Raw genomic sequence first — 15,215 nt, 5'->3', positions numbered from 1 at the left:
TCGAAGCCTCTTAGAAGAGGGCATCAGCTCACTTGGCCGGCTCCGACAATTTCCTTCGCAGCGAGTTGACCAGGCCGCGTTCGGATTCGCTCAGGGTGCGCTCGCCGGAATAGATCACGAACAACCGCCGCGAAATCGTAGGCTCGATGATCGGGTGGGCGGCGAGGTCGCCGGCGGCGATTTCGCGTTCCACCGCCGACGCCGGCAGCACCGTGCACACCGGCAGCCGCGCCAGGATCGCCACCGCCATCGGCAGCGCGTCGATCTCCATGTAGGGCCGCAGCCGGACGTCGTGCTGTTCGGCCGCGTCGTCGAGTAGCTGGCGCAACCCGAAGCGGTTGGTCGGCAACGCGAGTTGCAGCCGGGCGAGGTTGGCGAGCGTCACCGGACCCGGGGGCAGCAGGTCGTGACGGGTGTGGACGATCGCCGCCAGCCGTTCGGATGAGCCGAGCGGCAGACGCGGCATTTGCGGCAATACGGTTTCAACGATCGCCACGCCGACCAGACCGCGTATCACCCAGTCCTGCAGCGTGCCGTTCGGCGCCTCCCGGATCACAAGTTTCAGGGCTGGATGGCGCGCCTGGACGTCCAGCATGGCCTCTGTGATCCGGTTGACGAGGAAGCCGTGCTGGTTGACCGACGGCAAAATTCCCAAGGCGATCCGTCGGCTCTGCGCCGCCGCGGCAGCGGCATCACCGGTGGAAAGTTGCCGGAACCGGGCTTCGATCAGCCTCGCCATCCGATCGAATCGCTCTCCCTTGTCGGTCGGTATCATGCCGTCGCCATGCCGCTCGAACAGCGCGCCGCCCAGGGACGCTTCCAGCTTGTGGATCTGTTCGCTGAGCGCGGGTTGGCTGATATTGGCGCCGCGCGCCGCGGCGGACACACGCCGAAGCCGCTGCACCAGGTTAAAATAGCGAATTTGCCGCAGGCTGACGACGGGACGTTCGGCGCGAGATGGCTTGGTCTCCGTCAGTGCGCGCCGCAAATGGCGCACGAACAATGCCGTCACGGCGTCCGGCTCCGCCGCGCGGGCGATGATCTTCGTCGTCAGCGGTTTTTCCGGAACGACCGCTGCGACGTTGAGCAATCCGAGCCGCGGAGAAACCAGCGTCTCGGGCACAAATAGGGCTGCGTCCGGATAATCATCCATAATCCGCGGCAGATCACCCGGATGATCGCCGAGAAACCGCACGCCGCTGATCCTGTGCTGGCTGAAATAGCGTTCGGCCTGCTCGATCAAAGGCGGCGACAGCAACGGCACCACCAGCCGGCCTGCCGCCAGATCGGCCGCCTTCGGATAATGCGGGGTGCCCGCAGGCATCCGGCAGGCGAACACCCATCGATCCGACAGCAGCGTCGTGGCCCGCTTCGACGCCCGCGGACTTTCATCATCCAAGGCCAGGGTGATGCGGCTGGATTTTCCGTCGTCCCATTCCTCAGCCATGCCGCCGAGATGCGGAATATCCTTTTCGTCGGCCCATAGCGGATCGACGAAAACGTCAGGACGCTCAACACCCATTCGGTCGACGGCGTAACGAATCGCCTTGCTCAGTCCGCCGATGGTGAAACTGAGGCCGGCCTCGACGGTCAGGCGTCTAAGCCTCGCTTTCGCCGGTGCTGCGACCCAGCGGCGGGCGAACAGCTCAGCCATCAGCAAGGGATCTGCGCTGCGTATCAACGCCCGCGCCGAGTCGGTGGGATAAAGGTTGTTGTTGATCCGCCGGAAAAGGGAGAGGCCGACGTCGCGTTCGAGCGCCTTCATGGTGGTGCTGAGCGTCGATGCCGCGATGCCGAGATCCGCCGCGGCCTGGGTAAAACTGCCGGATCGGCAAGCGGTCGCGAAATAGGCCAGGGTGCGCAGTTCGACCATTGGATCTCGCGGGGTTGTGGCACATCATATTCCCTGCGCGTCGCTTCGTCACCAGGCCTTTCGTTTTTGCCTATGCCCTGATTCGCCGCAGGTAGACATGGACCGGGCCGCAATGGTCGATATGATCCTGATGCGGCAATCCGCTTCCGGATCGACGAATCCGGGGTTGCTCGCAGATATGTTTCGCGGGGGTCAGGCAGACGTGCACGCCAAAGATGCCATCAACAGCGAGGCGACGCATTCCCGCCAGTCGATGCGCGCCTTCCTGTCCGCCCTGCGCGGGGCCGGCGAACTCGCGTCGATCGCACAGCCGATACAGCTGGACTATGAAATTGCCGGGTGCCTTGCGGAGATCGACAGCGGCCCGGCGCTGCATTTTACCAATGTCGAAGCCGCTTCCGGCGCAGTTACGATGCCGGTGGTAGGCAATCTGCTTAATTCACTGCCACGGTTTGCCCTCGGACTGGGCACCACCGTCGACCAAATTCAGGCGTCGTTGCTGGCGGCGATCGAAAAGCCTCTATCACATCGCGTGCTGCCGTCCGGTCCCTGCCAGCAGGAGATCATTGCGGGTCCGTCGCTGGCGGACGAATTGCCGATCCCGCGCTTCTTCGAAAAGGAGGGCGGGGCTTATGTCACAGCCGGCGCCATCGTCGCGAAGGACCGGGTCACCGGCCACACCAACCTGTCGATCGCGCGCTTGATGCCGCTGGGTGGGAACCGCGCCTTCGTCGGCATCGCGCCCAACCACCATCTCGCGGTTTTGGCGCGGGCGGCTCACGCACGCGGCGAAAAACTGGATATCGCGGTCTGCGTTGGAAATCATCCCGCGGTTCTGGTGGCGGCCTGTCTTTATCTCGGGCTTGGCGAGGATGAACTTCCGATCGCCGGCGCGCTGCTGGGGGAGCCGCTCGAAGTGGTGCGCTGCGCCGGGTCCGGTCTTCTGGTCCCGGCGCATTGCGAATGCGTGCTGGAGGGCAGCCTCGATGCCGGTGAACCCTTCACCGAGGGACCGGTCAGCGAATTCCACGGTATGTATGAAAATTACGGCGCCGGTGTCGTCGCGACGTTTTCGCGATTGACCCGCCGCCGGGACTCAATCTTCCAGATCATCCTGCCGGGTTACCATCGCGAGCATTGCCTGCTTGGCGGCGTCGCGATCGCTGCCGGCCTGGCGCGCGCCATCCGCGGTGCCGTCTCCTCGGTTTCCAATGTGGCCGTCGGCCTCGGCGGGGCTGGCCGCCTGCATGCCGTGGTCGCGCTGCACGCGCCGCGTCCGGGCGAGGCACGCAAGGCGATGTTCGCCGTCTGGGCTGCCGTCAACCTGATCAAGCAGGTGATCATGGTCGATGACGACATCGATCCCTGGGATCCGCTTGAAGTGGAATGGGCGCAGGCGACGCGTAGCAAGCCGGAACGCGATTTTGTCATCATCCCCGGCGTTCGCGCCGATCGTTCCGAGCCGCTCGAACGCGGAGGCACTATCGGCAAGCTCGGCATCGATGCGACGCGCAAAGAGGACGACCGGCCCGACTGGGAATTGGCGCGGCCGCCGCAGTCGGCGCTGGCGCGTGCCCGCGAAATACTGCGCGAAAATCGGCTTGCCTAGGCTGCGTGACGAGACCAATACCCTTTCACTGGAGAAAGCCATGTTGAACCAGAACCCCAAAACGCCGGCGCGGAACAGGAAATTGGTTATCGGTTTCACCGGCGTCCTGATCCTTGGGCTTGCCGCAGTGATGCCGGCGCACGCCGACATCAAGATCGGCTTCCAGGTGCCGCTGACGGGACCCTCGGCGACCGACGGCAAATCGGCGCAGATCGCAGCCACCATGGCGGTCGAGGACATCAACGCCGCCGGCGGGGTGCTCGGCCAGAAAGTCGAACTCGTCACCTATGACGACCAGGCCAAATCCGACCAGGCGATCTTCACCGCCAACAAATTGATCGGCGAAGACAGCGTCAAGCTGGTGGTCAATGGCAGCTATTCGGCGTCGGGCCGCGCGGCGGCACCGGTGTTCCAGAAAGCCGGCGTCGTCATGATTTCGGCCTACGGCGTGCATCCAGACATCACCCGCGCCGGAGACTACATGTTTCGCCTCGTCCATCTCGGTCCGCCCCAGGGCGCGGCGACCGCGCTTTACATCGGCAAGAACCTCGGAATCAAAAAAGTATCCACCATCACGATGGATAATGATTACGGGCAGGCGACGATGGACGGATTCTTGGAGGCGTCCGGCAAATACGGCATCGAGGTCCTCAACAAATATAGCTATTCGCTCAAGGACCGCCAGTTCGGCTCAATCGTCGCAAGCGTGAAGCGAGACAATCCAGACGCGGTCTACGCGACCGGCTACTTCTTCACCGCCGGTCCGCTGGTTGCCCAGCTCCGCGCCGCCGGCATCACCGTGCCGATCGTCGGCTCGCAGGCGTTCGATTCCGAGAAGTTCGTCGAGATCGCCGGGCCGGCCGCCGAAGGGACCTACATCATGGACAGCTTCGACCGCGACCGGAAGGACGCGACGCTGCAGAAGTTCTTCACCGAATTCAAGAACCGCGCCGGCTATTCGCCGGAGGGGGTCGCCGCCGTAACTTACTCGGCGGTGAAGCTGATGGCCGACGGCATCAAGCGCGCCAACAGCGCCGATCCGGCCAAGGTGCGCGATGCGCTCGCGGCGACCAAGGACTTCCCGATGCTGGAGGGCAATCTCAACGGCTTCAACAGCCTGCATGAGATCGTGATGCCGATCAGCGTCAACGTGATCAAGGACGGCAAGTTCACACCGGCAGGCGTGATCACCGACCTCGCCGCCTTCGCGCCGCCCGAGAAATAGACGGATGCGGGTGGCGACGGCAGAGACGGCTTGCGCCACCCGCGGCAAAGGATAATCCGGTGTACTACATCGATCTGGCCGTAACCGGCATCAGCTTCGGCTGCATGTATGCCATGATGTCGGTCGGCCTGACCCTTGTGTACGGCCTGCTGCGCATCCTGCACGTGGCGCATGCCGCCGTATTCGCGCTCGGGGCCTATGTAACGGTTCTCGTCGGCAACGCGACCGGCAGCATCTTGCTCGGCTTTCTCGCGGCCGTCATTGTGACCCCGCTGTTCGGCATCGCGATTTATCGCCTGCTGTACGAGCCGCTGCTGAAATACCGGCCGGACGTCCCCATGATCGCTTCGGTCGGATTGCTGGTCTTGATGCAGGACGCATTCCGCATCGTGTTCGGCGAACAGGGCATTACGTTTCACCGGAACGCTTTCGCTTTTACGACCTTCAATTTTTCCGGCGTCACCGTCAGCGCGGTGCAGATCGCGATCGTGATGACGGCCGCCGTGGTGTTCACCGGGCTGCATCTGTTCACGACGCGAACCCGGATCGGAATCGGCTGGCGCGCCACCGTCTCCAGGCCGCAGATCGCCGCGAGTTTCGGGATCGATCCAATCAAGGTCCGCTATCTCAATTTTGCGGTTGGATCGGCGCTGGCGGCGGTCGCCGGCGGGCTGGTGGCGGAGCTGAACAATCTGGTCGACCCCGGTATCGGTTTCGTCGTGAGCTACAAGGCGCTCGCCATCATCGTTCTCGGTGGCCTCGGCAGCGTGCGCGGCACCCTGATCGCAAGCCTGGTGCTGGGCCTAGTCGAAGCTTATGGCACCATCTTTATTGGCGCCTGGCTCGATCGCGACGCGATCGCATTCCTCGCCCTCATCGTGCTCCTGATGATCCGGCCGCAAGGGTTCACCGGAGCGCGCACGGCATGAGCGCTTACGAAATCAGCATCATCTCGATCATCGGCATCAATGTCATTCTGGCCGTCAGCCTGAACATGATCAGCGGTTTCTGCGGACAGATCAGTCTCGGCCACGGCGCCTTTTTCGGCGCCGGTGCCTATGCTGCGGCGCTGACGATGACCGGAAAAGGTGGCGTTCCGCTGGCGATCGTAGCGGCGCTGATCACCGGGAGCCTGCTCGGGGTCATCGTCGGATTCGCCTCGCTGCGCGTGCGCACGGATTTTCTCGCGGTCACCACGATCGGCGTCAATTTCCTGTTCGTTGGTTTCGTCCGCAAGCAGACCTGGCTCGGTGGCGAGATGGGGATCAGCGGCATTCCGCCGACCGGTCTCGGCGCGGCCGGCAACATGGTGATGATCCTGCTGTTCGCAGCGGCGACCATTGCGCTGAGCCTTTATATCAGCCGGTCCTGGATGGGCTTTGCGTTCCGCGCCGTCGGCGAAGACGAAGGCGCGGCGGCCACGCTTGGTATCAATTCCGGCGCCTACAAGCTCGCCGCCTTCGGCATCGGAACGGCGCTCGCCGGTCTTGCTGGAGGGCTCTACACGTTTTTCACCCAATTCATCACGGTGGATGCCTTCGACTTCATATTCTCTGTCATGCTGATGGCAATGGTCGTGATCGGCGGTATCGGATCGACATGGGGCGTTGTGGTTGCTGCCGTCGGCCTGACCCTGTTGCCCGAGGCGATCCGCTTCGTGAACGACTATCGTCTGCTGGTGTTCGGCGGCCTGCTGGTGTTGGTGATCCGCCTGGCGCCGGGAGGGCTGACGGCAATGGTGCAAAACCTCTTCCTCGCGGTGAGGCGGTCATGAGTGCGGCGCTCGGGCTTGAGGATGTGGCGATCCGGTTCGGTGGCGTTCGGGCCATTGATGGCGTGTCGTTCGCGATCGAGGAAGGTGATTTCGTCGGGTTGATCGGGCCCAATGGCGCCGGAAAGACCACGCTGATCAGGGTCGTTGCCGGCTTGTTGCATCCGGACCGGGGGCGGGTATGGATTTCGGGCGTCGACGTGACAAAGGACGCGACCGCGGCGCGGGTGCGCCGGCGCATCGCGTTGACGCACCAGATCGTACGGCCGTTTCGCGAAATGACCGTGCTGGATAACGTCGCGCTCGGCGCCGGATATCGCCTTACATCGTCGCCATTGCGTGCCTTGATGCATCTCAATAGGCGAAGCGAATATGAGCGCGCCGCACACATTCTGGCGCAGGTTGGTTTGGCGGGAACGGAAAGCAAGCTCGCGGGCTCGTTGCCGCTCGGCCAAATGAAACGGTTGGAGGTCGCACGCGCGCTCGCGGTCGAGCCGCGGGTGATCCTGCTCGACGAACCCTTGGCCGGACTCAACCATACCGAGGCATCGAAGCAGGTCGAGACCATCGCCGAGGTTCATGCCCGCGGTATCACCGTGGTCCTGGTGGAGCACAATCTGGAAGAGGTCATGCGGATCTGCCGGCGCCTGATCGTCCTGAACAATGGACGGGTGATCGGGGACGGCGAGCCGCGCGCAGTCATGGCCGACCCTGTCGTACATGACGCCTACGTCGGTGGAGGGATGGCAAGCCATGCTGAAGCTTGAGAACGTCAACTGCGGCTACGGCTCGGTCGAGGCCGTGCACAATGTGTCATTCGAGGTTCCGTCAGCCTCAGTGTTCGCGTTGCTCGGTCCCAATGGCGCCGGCAAGACCTCGACCATCATGGCGATCATGGGCCATGTCGACGTCCACGGTGGCCGCATCTTCCTCGAAGGCGAAGACATCACGCGCCGCCGCGCCATCGACCGCGTCGGTCTCGGGATTTCTCTGGTGCCGGAAGGGCGGCAGCTGTTTTCCGATCTCACCGTCGACGAGAATTTGACGGCCGGCGGTTATGCGCGTCCGATCGCCCGGGACGCCGTCAAGCGTGACCGCGTGTTCAGCTATTTTCCACGGCTGTTTGAGCGGCGAACCCAGCTTGCAGCCTCGCTGTCAGGCGGCGAGCAACAGATGCTGGCGATCGGCCGCGCGCTGATGGCCGAACCTCGCTTGCTGCTGGTCGACGAGTTATCGCTCGGACTGATGCCGAAAATGGTCGATCTCTGCCTCGCCGCGTTGCTGCAGTTGAAGCGCGAGGGCATGACGATCGTTCTGGTCGAGCAGAACACGGCGCGCGCGCTTGATGTGGCGGACCAGGTCTGCGTGCTGTCGTCGGGCGTGCAGGTCTATCAGGGCACGGCGACGGAGGCGAAAGCGGCAGGCTCGATGTTCGCAACCTTCCTTGGTGTCAACGAGTCTGTCTAGGTCAGCGTTTCCTTGGTTCGAATCATATCAGGCGGCCTCGGCGAGTTTGTAAGACCAAGTATGGATAACCGGATGCCGATTGACGTCCTTGATGCCGAGCATGATGCGTTCCTTGAGTTCCTGTTTTGATGCTACGCGGATGTGGCGCAGGACGGAGCGGGCGAACTTGGAGAAGAAGCCCTCGATGAGGTTGAGCCACGAGCCGTGTTTGGGCGTGAAGGTGAACGCGAAGCGGCCGCTCGGTTGAGTAGCGAGCCAAGCTTGGGTTTCTCGGGAGATATGTGCCGAGTGGTTGTCCAGGATCAGCTTGATCGCCGTACCGGCCGGGTAAGCGGCATTGAGAAGTTTGAGGAATTCAATGAACTCGCGACTGCGGTGGCGGTCTTTGACCAGGGCGTGGACCTTGCCGGTGAGCAGGTCAATCCCAGCCAGCAGGCTGAGCGTGCCATGGCGCTTGTACTCATGATCGCGCGAGAATGTCGCGTAGGTGCCAGGCACCGGCGGCAAATCCGGCGATGTGGTCGCGATCGCCTGGATTCCCGGCTTCTCATCGTAGGAGACGATCGCTACCGGTTTGCCCGGTTTCTTAGGCTTGCTCTTCGCCTTGGCCGCGGCCTTTTTCAGGACCTGAACCTCGCGATAGACGCACAGAACCTCCGCCATCTTCTGCTCGAACTCGGCATCGCGGCGTTCCAGATAGTAACGCACCTTATGCGGCTTGACTTCCTCCTGGCCCAGAATCTTGCATACCGTGCCTTGGACAAGATTGGCGAGACATCCGTGCCCCGCCGCCGCCCCGTGTTTGCGCGCATGGCGCGCCAGCAGACGCGTCGTCCACAACTCGTGCGGATAGCCGTGATCCTTGGCCTTGTCACAGGCCAACGACACCAGCCAGGCCTTGGCCTCCGGCGTAATCGATGGCTCCTTGCCCGGTCGGGGGCGATCATCAAGCGCCATCAATGGCCCATAGGCCAGTGCCCGCTCGATGCAGCGTTGGACCGTCTGATGATGCACGCCCAACCGTTGTCCCACGGCAAAAAAAGATGGGTTCTCGCGATAAGCCAGAAGCATTTGCGCACGCTCCACCCGGCTCGCCGGCTCGGTTCGAGACCGCGAAAGGGCCACCAACCGCGCGACCTCCTCATCCGTCATCGCCACCTCAAGCGCTTGTCGCCATGTCGCCATGATGTCTCTCCTCGTTCAGCTCTTCTCAAACGAGGAATCCGCCAACATCCTTCCGGTTCCATGGTTCGCGCTTCATCGATGCCGGTTTCATGGAATCGGTCGTCTAGTCATCGAATGTGAAAGCGCGGCCTTGAGGCCGGAGGATAAAGCAATGGCGCGAATGCTGACGGTGGACGATGTGGAAGCGGGGCTTGTCGGGGGATTGTTGCTCTCGGCGGGCGGCAGCGGCAGGAATGCGGTCGCCAAAAATCGCGGGCTCGGCCGCATGGCGCTGGACTATGGCGGCGTCCGTCTGGTCGCGCTCAACGAGTTGGCGCCTGACGCAACCATCATCACCGCAACCGCGGTCGGCGCGCCGGGTTTTGCGAACTGGCAAATCAAGCCTCGCGACTCCATCAATGCGGCACGGCGGCTGATCGAGAAACTGGACAAGCCGCCGGTCGGCGTCATCTGCGGCCATGTGCCGGGCTTCAATGCCTGGCTCGTCGCCGCCGCGCTCGGGCTCGACTATATCGATGCGGCCTCGAATGGGCGCGGTCATCCAACTGTGAAAATGGGCGGCATGGGACTAGCGTCGCGGCTCGATCTTTCCATCACCCAGGTCGCGAGCAGCGGCAGCAAGGCCGAGAACTCGGAATTCGCCATCGAGGTGGAAGGCGACATTGTCCGCACTTCCAACGTGATGCGACAGGCGGCGGTGATCAATGGCGGATTGATCTATGCCGCGCGGGGTCCGTTGACGGCGGGATTCATCGGGGAGAATGGCGCTCCGGGCTCCATCACCTTCCAGCTCGATCTCGGCCGCGCCATGCTGGCGGCCAGCGGCGCCGATCGCGTTCGCGCGACGGTCGAATTCCTCGGCGGCGAGCTGCTGGTCGACGGCGAGGTCACGGAAAATAGCGTGACCTATGGCGGCGGCTTCGATCTCGGCCAGATGACCGTGCGCGGCAAGAACGGCGAAGCGGTGCTCGGCGTCTACAACGAGTTCATGACCGCTGATTTCGCCGGCAAGCGCGTGGCGACTTTCCCCGACATGATCGGAACGCTGGATCCGTTAACCGGGGAGGTGGTGTCGATTTCGGAATCCAGGCCCGGCAGCCGCGTCGCCGTCATCATCGCGCACCGGTCGAAATTCCCGGTCGGCAAGGGCGCGCTCGACCCAGCCGTGTTCCCCGAGGTCGAGAAGGCCATGGGTGTCGACATGCGATCCTATCTCTGAAGGAAAGGCCAAGTTAGCCATGCTGCGTCTCTACGACAGCCGGTTGTCCGGCAACGCCTGGAAAGTGCGCATCCTGCTCACGCAACTTGGCATCCCTTTCGAGCGTGTCACCCTCGATCTCGCCAAGGGCGCAACCAGCGATCCGGCGTTCCGCGCCAAGAGCCGCTTCGCGCGCGTGCCCGTGCTCGAACTCGAGGGCGGCCGCACTATCGTGGAGTCGGCGGCGATCATGCTCTATCTGGCGGACGGCTCGCGGCTGCTGCCAGACGATCGCTATCTCCGTGCCGAAGTCACGAGCTGGCTGACGTTCGAGCAGGCGGATTTGCTACGCGCGCTGGCGCTGCCGCGATTCTACCATATGCGCGGCATCGCTGATCAGATGAAAGGCCGCATCGCCGATTTTCAGGAAGGCGCCTATGTGGCGCTGGCCAAGGTCGACGATTGGCTTGCCAGGCACGATTGGCTTGTCGACAATCGCTACACCATCGCCGACATCGGCATGTTCGGCTACGTCTCGATGGCGGGCGAAGGCGGCTACGATATGGAAAGATTTCCGGCGATCCGCGCCTGGCTCGCGCGCGTCAAGGCCCAGCCCGGCTGGATCCCTCTGGTTGAGGAGGCCTGACGATGAACATTCCCATCCGCCGCGGCACAGAGGTCAAGGCGGGACGTGGCAACGTCTTGCGCTGCAAGGGCTGGCGGCAGGAGGCGATCCTGCGCCTGCTGGAGAACAATCTCGAGAACGGCGAGGATCCCGACAATCTCGTGATCTACATGTCGATTGCACGCGCGGCGCGCGACTGGAAGAGTTTTGATCGTATTGTTGCGACGCTGGCGTCGATGCGTGAAGACCAGACGTTTGTCATGCAGTCGGGCAAGCCGGTCGGCGTCTTTCCGGGTCAGTCCACGACGCCGCTCGTGATCATGGCCAACGGCAATATCGTGGGTGAGTGGAGCGGCGAGGAGAGCCGCCGCAAGCTCGACGACATGGGTCTCACCGTCTATCCCGGCATGACGGCGGCGGCCTGGCAATATATCGGCAGCCAGGGCATCCTGCAGGGTACGTTCGAGACCTTCATGGCGATCGCGCGCCAGCATTTCGGCGGCACCCTGGCCGGCCGCTTGCTCCTCACGTCGGGATGCGGCGGCATGAGCGGCGCGCAGCCGCTGGCCGGAAAGCTCGCCGGAGCATCGACGCTGGTGATCGAGGTCGATCAGGCCCGCATCGACCGCCGTATTGCCTCCGGCTATTGCGATGCCACCACCGATGATCTCGACGATGCGATCGCGCAATGGCAGGCCGCGCGCGACGAGCGGCGTCCACTGGCGCTGGCGCTTTGCGCCAACTCAGCGGTCGTACTACCAGAACTGGCCCAACGCGGCATCCTGCCCGACATCGTCACCGACCAGACCTTTCCCGATCCTCTGAAGGGTTACGTGCCGGCGGAATTGTCGCTCGAACAGGCCCGCGCCATGCGGACCAGCGATCCGCAAAAACTGATGGCGCTGGCGCGGCAATCCGTAGCCGCGCATCTTCGGGCGATGCTGGGGTTCATGGACCGTGGCGCGATTGTGTTCGAATACGGCAACAGCCTGCGCGCCGAGGCGAAATCCGCCGGCGTGGAAGACGCATTTCGGATGCGGTCTTTTGTCGACCTCTATATCCGCCCGCTGTTCTGTCAGGGCATCGGACCGTTTCGCTGGATCGCGGTTTCGGGCGATCCACAGGACATTTACACCATCGACGAGATGATTCTGGATACATTCTCGTCCAACCATCCGATCTCGTCCTGGATCGGGAAGGCGCGCGAACATGTCAAATTCACCGGGCTGCCGGCGCGGATCGGTTGGCTCGGCTATGGCGAGCGCAGCCGTCTAGCCTCGCTGGTCAACGAAGCCGTAGCGAGCGGCCGGATTTCCGCGCCGGTCGCCTTCACCCGGGATCATCTCGATTCCGGCTCGGCCGCGCTTCCGCACCGGGAAACCGAGAACATGAAGGACGGCTCCGACGCGATCGCGGACTGGCCTATCCTCAATGCGCTGTTGAATTGCTCGTCCGGTGCCGACCTCGTGGCGATCCATGGCCTCGGCGGACGCGGCGTCAGCGCCGGCGTCACGATCGTGGCCGACGGAAATCCGGCGACCGCCGAGCGGCTCAAGCGTGTGCTCGACGGCGATCCCGGCATCGGCGTGTTGCGTCATGCCGACGCCGGCTACGATATCGCGATCGAGCAGGCCGAGCGTTCGGGGCTCGCCGCGACGGTTCCGCCCGGCCTTGCATCCTAGGCAACCAGTCTGGCTTGTCGGACCGGTTGACTTTCCCAAGCCCCTCAATAATGTATAGACATATTAAGTCGGCCCGCGACTTGCCCGCGGCGTCCCGGCCTTGGTCGCGCGCCGGAGGGCGACCGCGGTCGCCCTGTCGAGGAGGTTCAATCTTGCCGCCGATCTACATCGCCTATCTCAACCGCCTCGATATCGACGAACTCAAGATCACCGACGAGGAAATCCTGTCGGCCATCGAAGCAAGCCTTGCCAGTCAGGGCAGGGGCGAAACGGTGATCGAGCCGCGCGTTCATCTCGAACCCGGGGTTGCCAACGGCCATTTCAACGTGCTGCGCGGCGCCATCAAGCCGCCAATCGATTCCGCAGGCGTCAAGATTGTCGGCGACTTCGTCGACAACTACAAGCTCGGCTTTCCCTCCGAACTTGCGATCCTCGCTTTGTTCGACCCGCGCACCGGGGCGCCGAAGGCCATCCTCGATGCCAGCGGCATCACCGACATGCGCACCGGCGCGGTGACCGCGATCGGCGCCAAACATCTCGCGCGGAAGAACTCGAAGATCCTCGGCCATATCGGTGCGCGGGGCACCGCCTACTGGAACGTGCGGCTACTCAACCATCTGTTCGATTTCGACGAGATCCGCGTTCACTCCCGGCGAGAAGAGAGCCGCAACAGCTTTGCGGAGCGGCTGAGCCGCGATCTCGGCAAGAAGGTTGTTGCCACCGAAGACTGGCAGAGCTGCGTCGAGGGCGCCGACATCGTGGTCGAGGCTTCACGGCTCGACAAGCCGACGCCGATGCTGAAGACCTCCTGGATCAAGAAGGGGGCCTTTGTGGTTCCCTATGGGACGATGAGCGCGATCGAGCTGTCGCTCACCGACATCATGGCGAAGCTGGTGGTCGACGACTGGGGCCAGTGCAAGGGCGGAAAGTTCGGCAGCCTGCGCGCCCATGTCGAGGCGGGAAAGCTGTCCGAAAAGACGCTTCACGCTGAACTCGGACAGATCGTGGCCGGTCTGAAACCGGGACGGCAGACCGACGACGAAACCAATCTGTTCTGGCATCGCGGACTGTCGCTGTCCGATATCGCGCTTGGCCATGCGATGCTGGAGAAATCCCAACGTCTGGGGATCGGACAGCGTCTTCGCTTTGCCTGAGGAACAATGCCGATGCCGTACGTCGCGAATGCACGAATGTATTCGGTCAATCCGGCGGCGGCATCGGCATGGAAAGAGCTGTTCGGCTGGCTGGCGCGGGAATCGCACGTCGATTTGCGCGCGATCGACCATGCGTTTCCATTGCCGCTTGCCGAACTCTGGACGCGTGCCGATCTCGCCTGCGGCTTCATGTGCGGCTTTCCCTATGCGCTTGCAGCGGTGAGGCCGCAGCCGGTCGCAGCCCCCGTTCCCGCGGGCGCGCCTGTTCCTGGAAAACCGATCTACGCCACGCGCCTCGTGGTGCGCGCGGATTCGAGGTTCTATTCGCTCGAGGACACGTTTGGCGGCCGGCTAGGATATACGGTCGAGGATTCCCATTCCGGCTATAACGCGCTGCGGCATCATTTGCTGCCGTATCATTCCGCGCGCGGGGGGCGCCTTTACCGCGAAAGCGTCGGCCCGCTGTTCACGCCGCGCCGGGTCATCGAGGCCCTTCTCGCCTGCGATATCGACGTCGGCCCGCTCGATAGCTACGCGCTGGGCTTGATGCTGCATCACGAGCCGGATCTGGCGGCCCGGATCAGGATCGTCGCGACCACCGATCCTGCGCCGATTCCGTTTCTCGTCGCGGCACCGGACTGTCCCGTCGAAACCGTGTCGGCGCTGCAGGCTGCGCTGGCGACCTTCGCGGACGCGCCGGCCTGCGCCGATTTGAGGGATCGGCTTTGCCTTGAGGCATTTGCTCCGGTCGACACCGAAGACTACGAACTGATGATGCGGTGGGACGCCGAAGCCCGCGCGGCAGAGTATGGCGAGCCTGGTTGACCGCGTAGCTTAAGTCGCCTGATGTTCGTGCAAGAGCACCAGATAGCAATCGCTCGATCTTGTCGGCACGATCCGGAAGGAATCCTCTCGTGCGCCGCTCAAGATGGCAGCATCGCCGTGATCCAGCGTCGCGATATCCTGGTCGGAGGCCAGCGTCGTGCTGCCGTTGAGCGACAGCACGACCGCGATTTCCTTGCCGCCACATTTGCAGGAGGTGGGCTGCCCGATGCGCCGCAATCGATGGCTGAAGCGCGACCGCCGCGTCATCACGTTGAGGTCGGTGATCTCGCCTGCGGTTAGCCGCGCCGATGTCCGGAAATCACCGGCGAAGCTGATCGGATCGGAGCCGCGTTCGAGGCGGATCGGTGCGTTGCCTCCGATGGTGAGCATCAGGCCTTTCCCGTTGATGACGGCAAGCGTGCGGTCGATTCCGGCAAATTCGGAGAAGGGGCCATCGGTGGCGACCCTTGCCATGCTGATGCGCCAGTCGAAGTCGTCGAGCGAGGCGCCGGGTGGCTCGGCAACGATCTCGGTCGTCGAGCCGCCGCCATTCTTCCATGGCGTGGTGCGGCAACTTCCGGCGCGGATGATGTTCAATGGC

Annotated in this window: 14 protein-coding genes; 11 read left to right on the top strand and 3 right to left on the bottom strand. The window is 63.4% G+C overall.

What is annotated here, in order from left to right; genetic code table 11:
- Window positions 1-28 precede the first annotated feature (28 nt).
- Window positions 29-1,873 carry a LysR family transcriptional regulator gene (locus tag NL528_RS32185; protein ID WP_309178408.1) on the bottom strand — a complete coding sequence of 615 codons (1,845 nt, stop codon included), beginning with the start codon at window positions 1,871-1,873 and terminating at the stop codon, window positions 29-31.
- Window positions 1,874-1,970: 97 nt separating this feature from the next.
- Here NL528_RS32185 and NL528_RS32180 point away from each other — a divergent pair, with 97 nt between their 5' ends.
- The 6 genes from NL528_RS32180 to NL528_RS32155 are packed head-to-tail and all read left to right on the top strand — an operon-like array spanning window position 1,971 to window position 7,945.
- Window positions 1,971-3,482: a UbiD family decarboxylase gene (locus NL528_RS32180; RefSeq protein WP_309178407.1), complete on the top strand. Its 1,512-nt coding sequence runs from the start codon at window positions 1,971-1,973 to the stop codon at window positions 3,480-3,482.
- A 40-nt stretch (window positions 3,483-3,522) separates the two neighbouring features.
- Window positions 3,523-4,707 (top strand): ABC transporter substrate-binding protein, encoded by a 1,185-nt coding sequence (locus tag NL528_RS32175; protein ID WP_309178406.1) that lies wholly within the window; start codon window positions 3,523-3,525, stop codon window positions 4,705-4,707.
- A gap of 59 nt (window positions 4,708-4,766) precedes the next feature.
- Window positions 4,767-5,636, top strand: coding sequence for a branched-chain amino acid ABC transporter permease (locus NL528_RS32170; RefSeq protein ID WP_309178405.1), 870 nt, complete (start codon window positions 4,767-4,769; stop codon window positions 5,634-5,636).
- A complete protein-coding gene (locus tag NL528_RS32165; protein WP_309178404.1) occupies window positions 5,633-6,481 on the top strand; it encodes a branched-chain amino acid ABC transporter permease in 849 nt (282 codons plus the stop codon). The genes NL528_RS32170 and NL528_RS32165 overlap by 4 nt, the downstream gene beginning before the upstream one ends.
- On the top strand, window positions 6,478-7,245 hold the full coding sequence (locus NL528_RS32160) for an ABC transporter ATP-binding protein (RefSeq protein WP_309178403.1): 768 nt from the start codon (window positions 6,478-6,480) through the stop codon (window positions 7,243-7,245). Before NL528_RS32165 ends, NL528_RS32160 begins: the two co-directional genes overlap by 4 nt.
- On the top strand, window positions 7,232-7,945 hold the full coding sequence (locus tag NL528_RS32155) for an ABC transporter ATP-binding protein (protein ID WP_309178402.1): 714 nt from the start codon (window positions 7,232-7,234) through the stop codon (window positions 7,943-7,945). The genes NL528_RS32160 and NL528_RS32155 overlap by 14 nt, the downstream gene beginning before the upstream one ends.
- Before the next feature lie 27 nt (window positions 7,946-7,972).
- On the opposite strand, the gene NL528_RS32150 is transcribed toward NL528_RS32155, so the two are convergent.
- Window positions 7,973-9,130 (bottom strand): IS630 family transposase, encoded by a 1,158-nt coding sequence (locus tag NL528_RS32150; RefSeq protein ID WP_309178401.1) that lies wholly within the window; start codon window positions 9,128-9,130, stop codon window positions 7,973-7,975.
- A gap of 151 nt (window positions 9,131-9,281) precedes the next feature.
- Between NL528_RS32150 and NL528_RS32145 the strand changes: the two genes are divergently transcribed.
- The 5 genes from NL528_RS32145 (at window position 9,282) to NL528_RS32125 (ending at window position 14,614) form a co-directional block, all read left to right on the top strand.
- A complete protein-coding gene (locus NL528_RS32145) occupies window positions 9,282-10,349 on the top strand; it encodes a DUF917 family protein (RefSeq protein WP_309178400.1) in 1,068 nt (355 codons plus the stop codon).
- Window positions 10,350-10,368: 19 nt separating this feature from the next.
- A complete protein-coding gene (locus tag NL528_RS32140; protein WP_309178399.1) occupies window positions 10,369-10,974 on the top strand; it encodes a glutathione S-transferase family protein in 606 nt (201 codons plus the stop codon).
- Window positions 10,975-10,976: 2 nt separating this feature from the next.
- Entirely contained in the window at window positions 10,977-12,635 is a 1,659-nt protein-coding gene (locus tag NL528_RS32135; protein ID WP_309178398.1) for a urocanate hydratase, read from the top strand.
- Between the two features lie 152 nt (window positions 12,636-12,787).
- Entirely contained in the window at window positions 12,788-13,789 is a 1,002-nt protein-coding gene (locus NL528_RS32130; RefSeq protein WP_309178396.1) for an ornithine cyclodeaminase family protein, read from the top strand.
- 12 nt (window positions 13,790-13,801) lie between these two features.
- Window positions 13,802-14,614 carry a PhnD/SsuA/transferrin family substrate-binding protein gene (locus tag NL528_RS32125; RefSeq protein WP_309178394.1) on the top strand — a complete coding sequence of 271 codons (813 nt, stop codon included), beginning with the start codon at window positions 13,802-13,804 and terminating at the stop codon, window positions 14,612-14,614.
- A 9-nt stretch (window positions 14,615-14,623) separates the two neighbouring features.
- Here the strand turns inward: NL528_RS32125 and NL528_RS32120 are convergent, their stop codons facing one another.
- Window positions 14,624-15,211: a HutD family protein gene (locus NL528_RS32120; RefSeq protein WP_309178393.1), complete on the bottom strand. Its 588-nt coding sequence runs from the start codon at window positions 15,209-15,211 to the stop codon at window positions 14,624-14,626.
- Window positions 15,212-15,215 lie beyond the last annotated feature (4 nt).

The sequence above is a fragment of the Bradyrhizobium sp. Ash2021 genome, assembly GCF_031202265.1.
Lineage (GTDB): Bacteria > Pseudomonadota > Alphaproteobacteria > Rhizobiales > Xanthobacteraceae > Bradyrhizobium.
This window is presented reverse-complemented; position numbering and strand designations above follow the sequence as displayed.

Bases quoted from the DNA above. Each gene is read 5' to 3' on its own strand.
- NL528_RS32185 (WP_309178408.1), bottom strand. From the start codon at position 1,873: ATGGTCGAACTGCGCACCCTGGCCTATTTCGCGACCGCTTGCCGATCC.
- NL528_RS32180 (WP_309178407.1), top strand. From the start codon at position 1,971: ATGGACCGGGCCGCAATGGTCGATATGATCCTGATGCGGCAATCCGCT.
- NL528_RS32175 (WP_309178406.1), top strand. From the start codon at position 3,523: ATGTTGAACCAGAACCCCAAAACGCCGGCGCGGAACAGGAAATTGGTT.
- NL528_RS32165 (WP_309178404.1), top strand. From the start codon at position 5,633: ATGAGCGCTTACGAAATCAGCATCATCTCGATCATCGGCATCAATGTC.
- NL528_RS32160 (WP_309178403.1), top strand. From the start codon at position 6,478: ATGAGTGCGGCGCTCGGGCTTGAGGATGTGGCGATCCGGTTCGGTGGC.
- NL528_RS32155 (WP_309178402.1), top strand. From the start codon at position 7,232: ATGCTGAAGCTTGAGAACGTCAACTGCGGCTACGGCTCGGTCGAGGCC.
- NL528_RS32150 (WP_309178401.1), bottom strand. From the start codon at position 9,130: ATGGCGACATGGCGACAAGCGCTTGAGGTGGCGATGACGGATGAGGAG.
- NL528_RS32145 (WP_309178400.1), top strand. From the start codon at position 9,282: ATGGCGCGAATGCTGACGGTGGACGATGTGGAAGCGGGGCTTGTCGGG.
- NL528_RS32140 (WP_309178399.1), top strand. From the start codon at position 10,369: ATGCTGCGTCTCTACGACAGCCGGTTGTCCGGCAACGCCTGGAAAGTG.
- NL528_RS32135 (WP_309178398.1), top strand. From the start codon at position 10,977: ATGAACATTCCCATCCGCCGCGGCACAGAGGTCAAGGCGGGACGTGGC.
- NL528_RS32125 (WP_309178394.1), top strand. From the start codon at position 13,802: ATGCCGTACGTCGCGAATGCACGAATGTATTCGGTCAATCCGGCGGCG.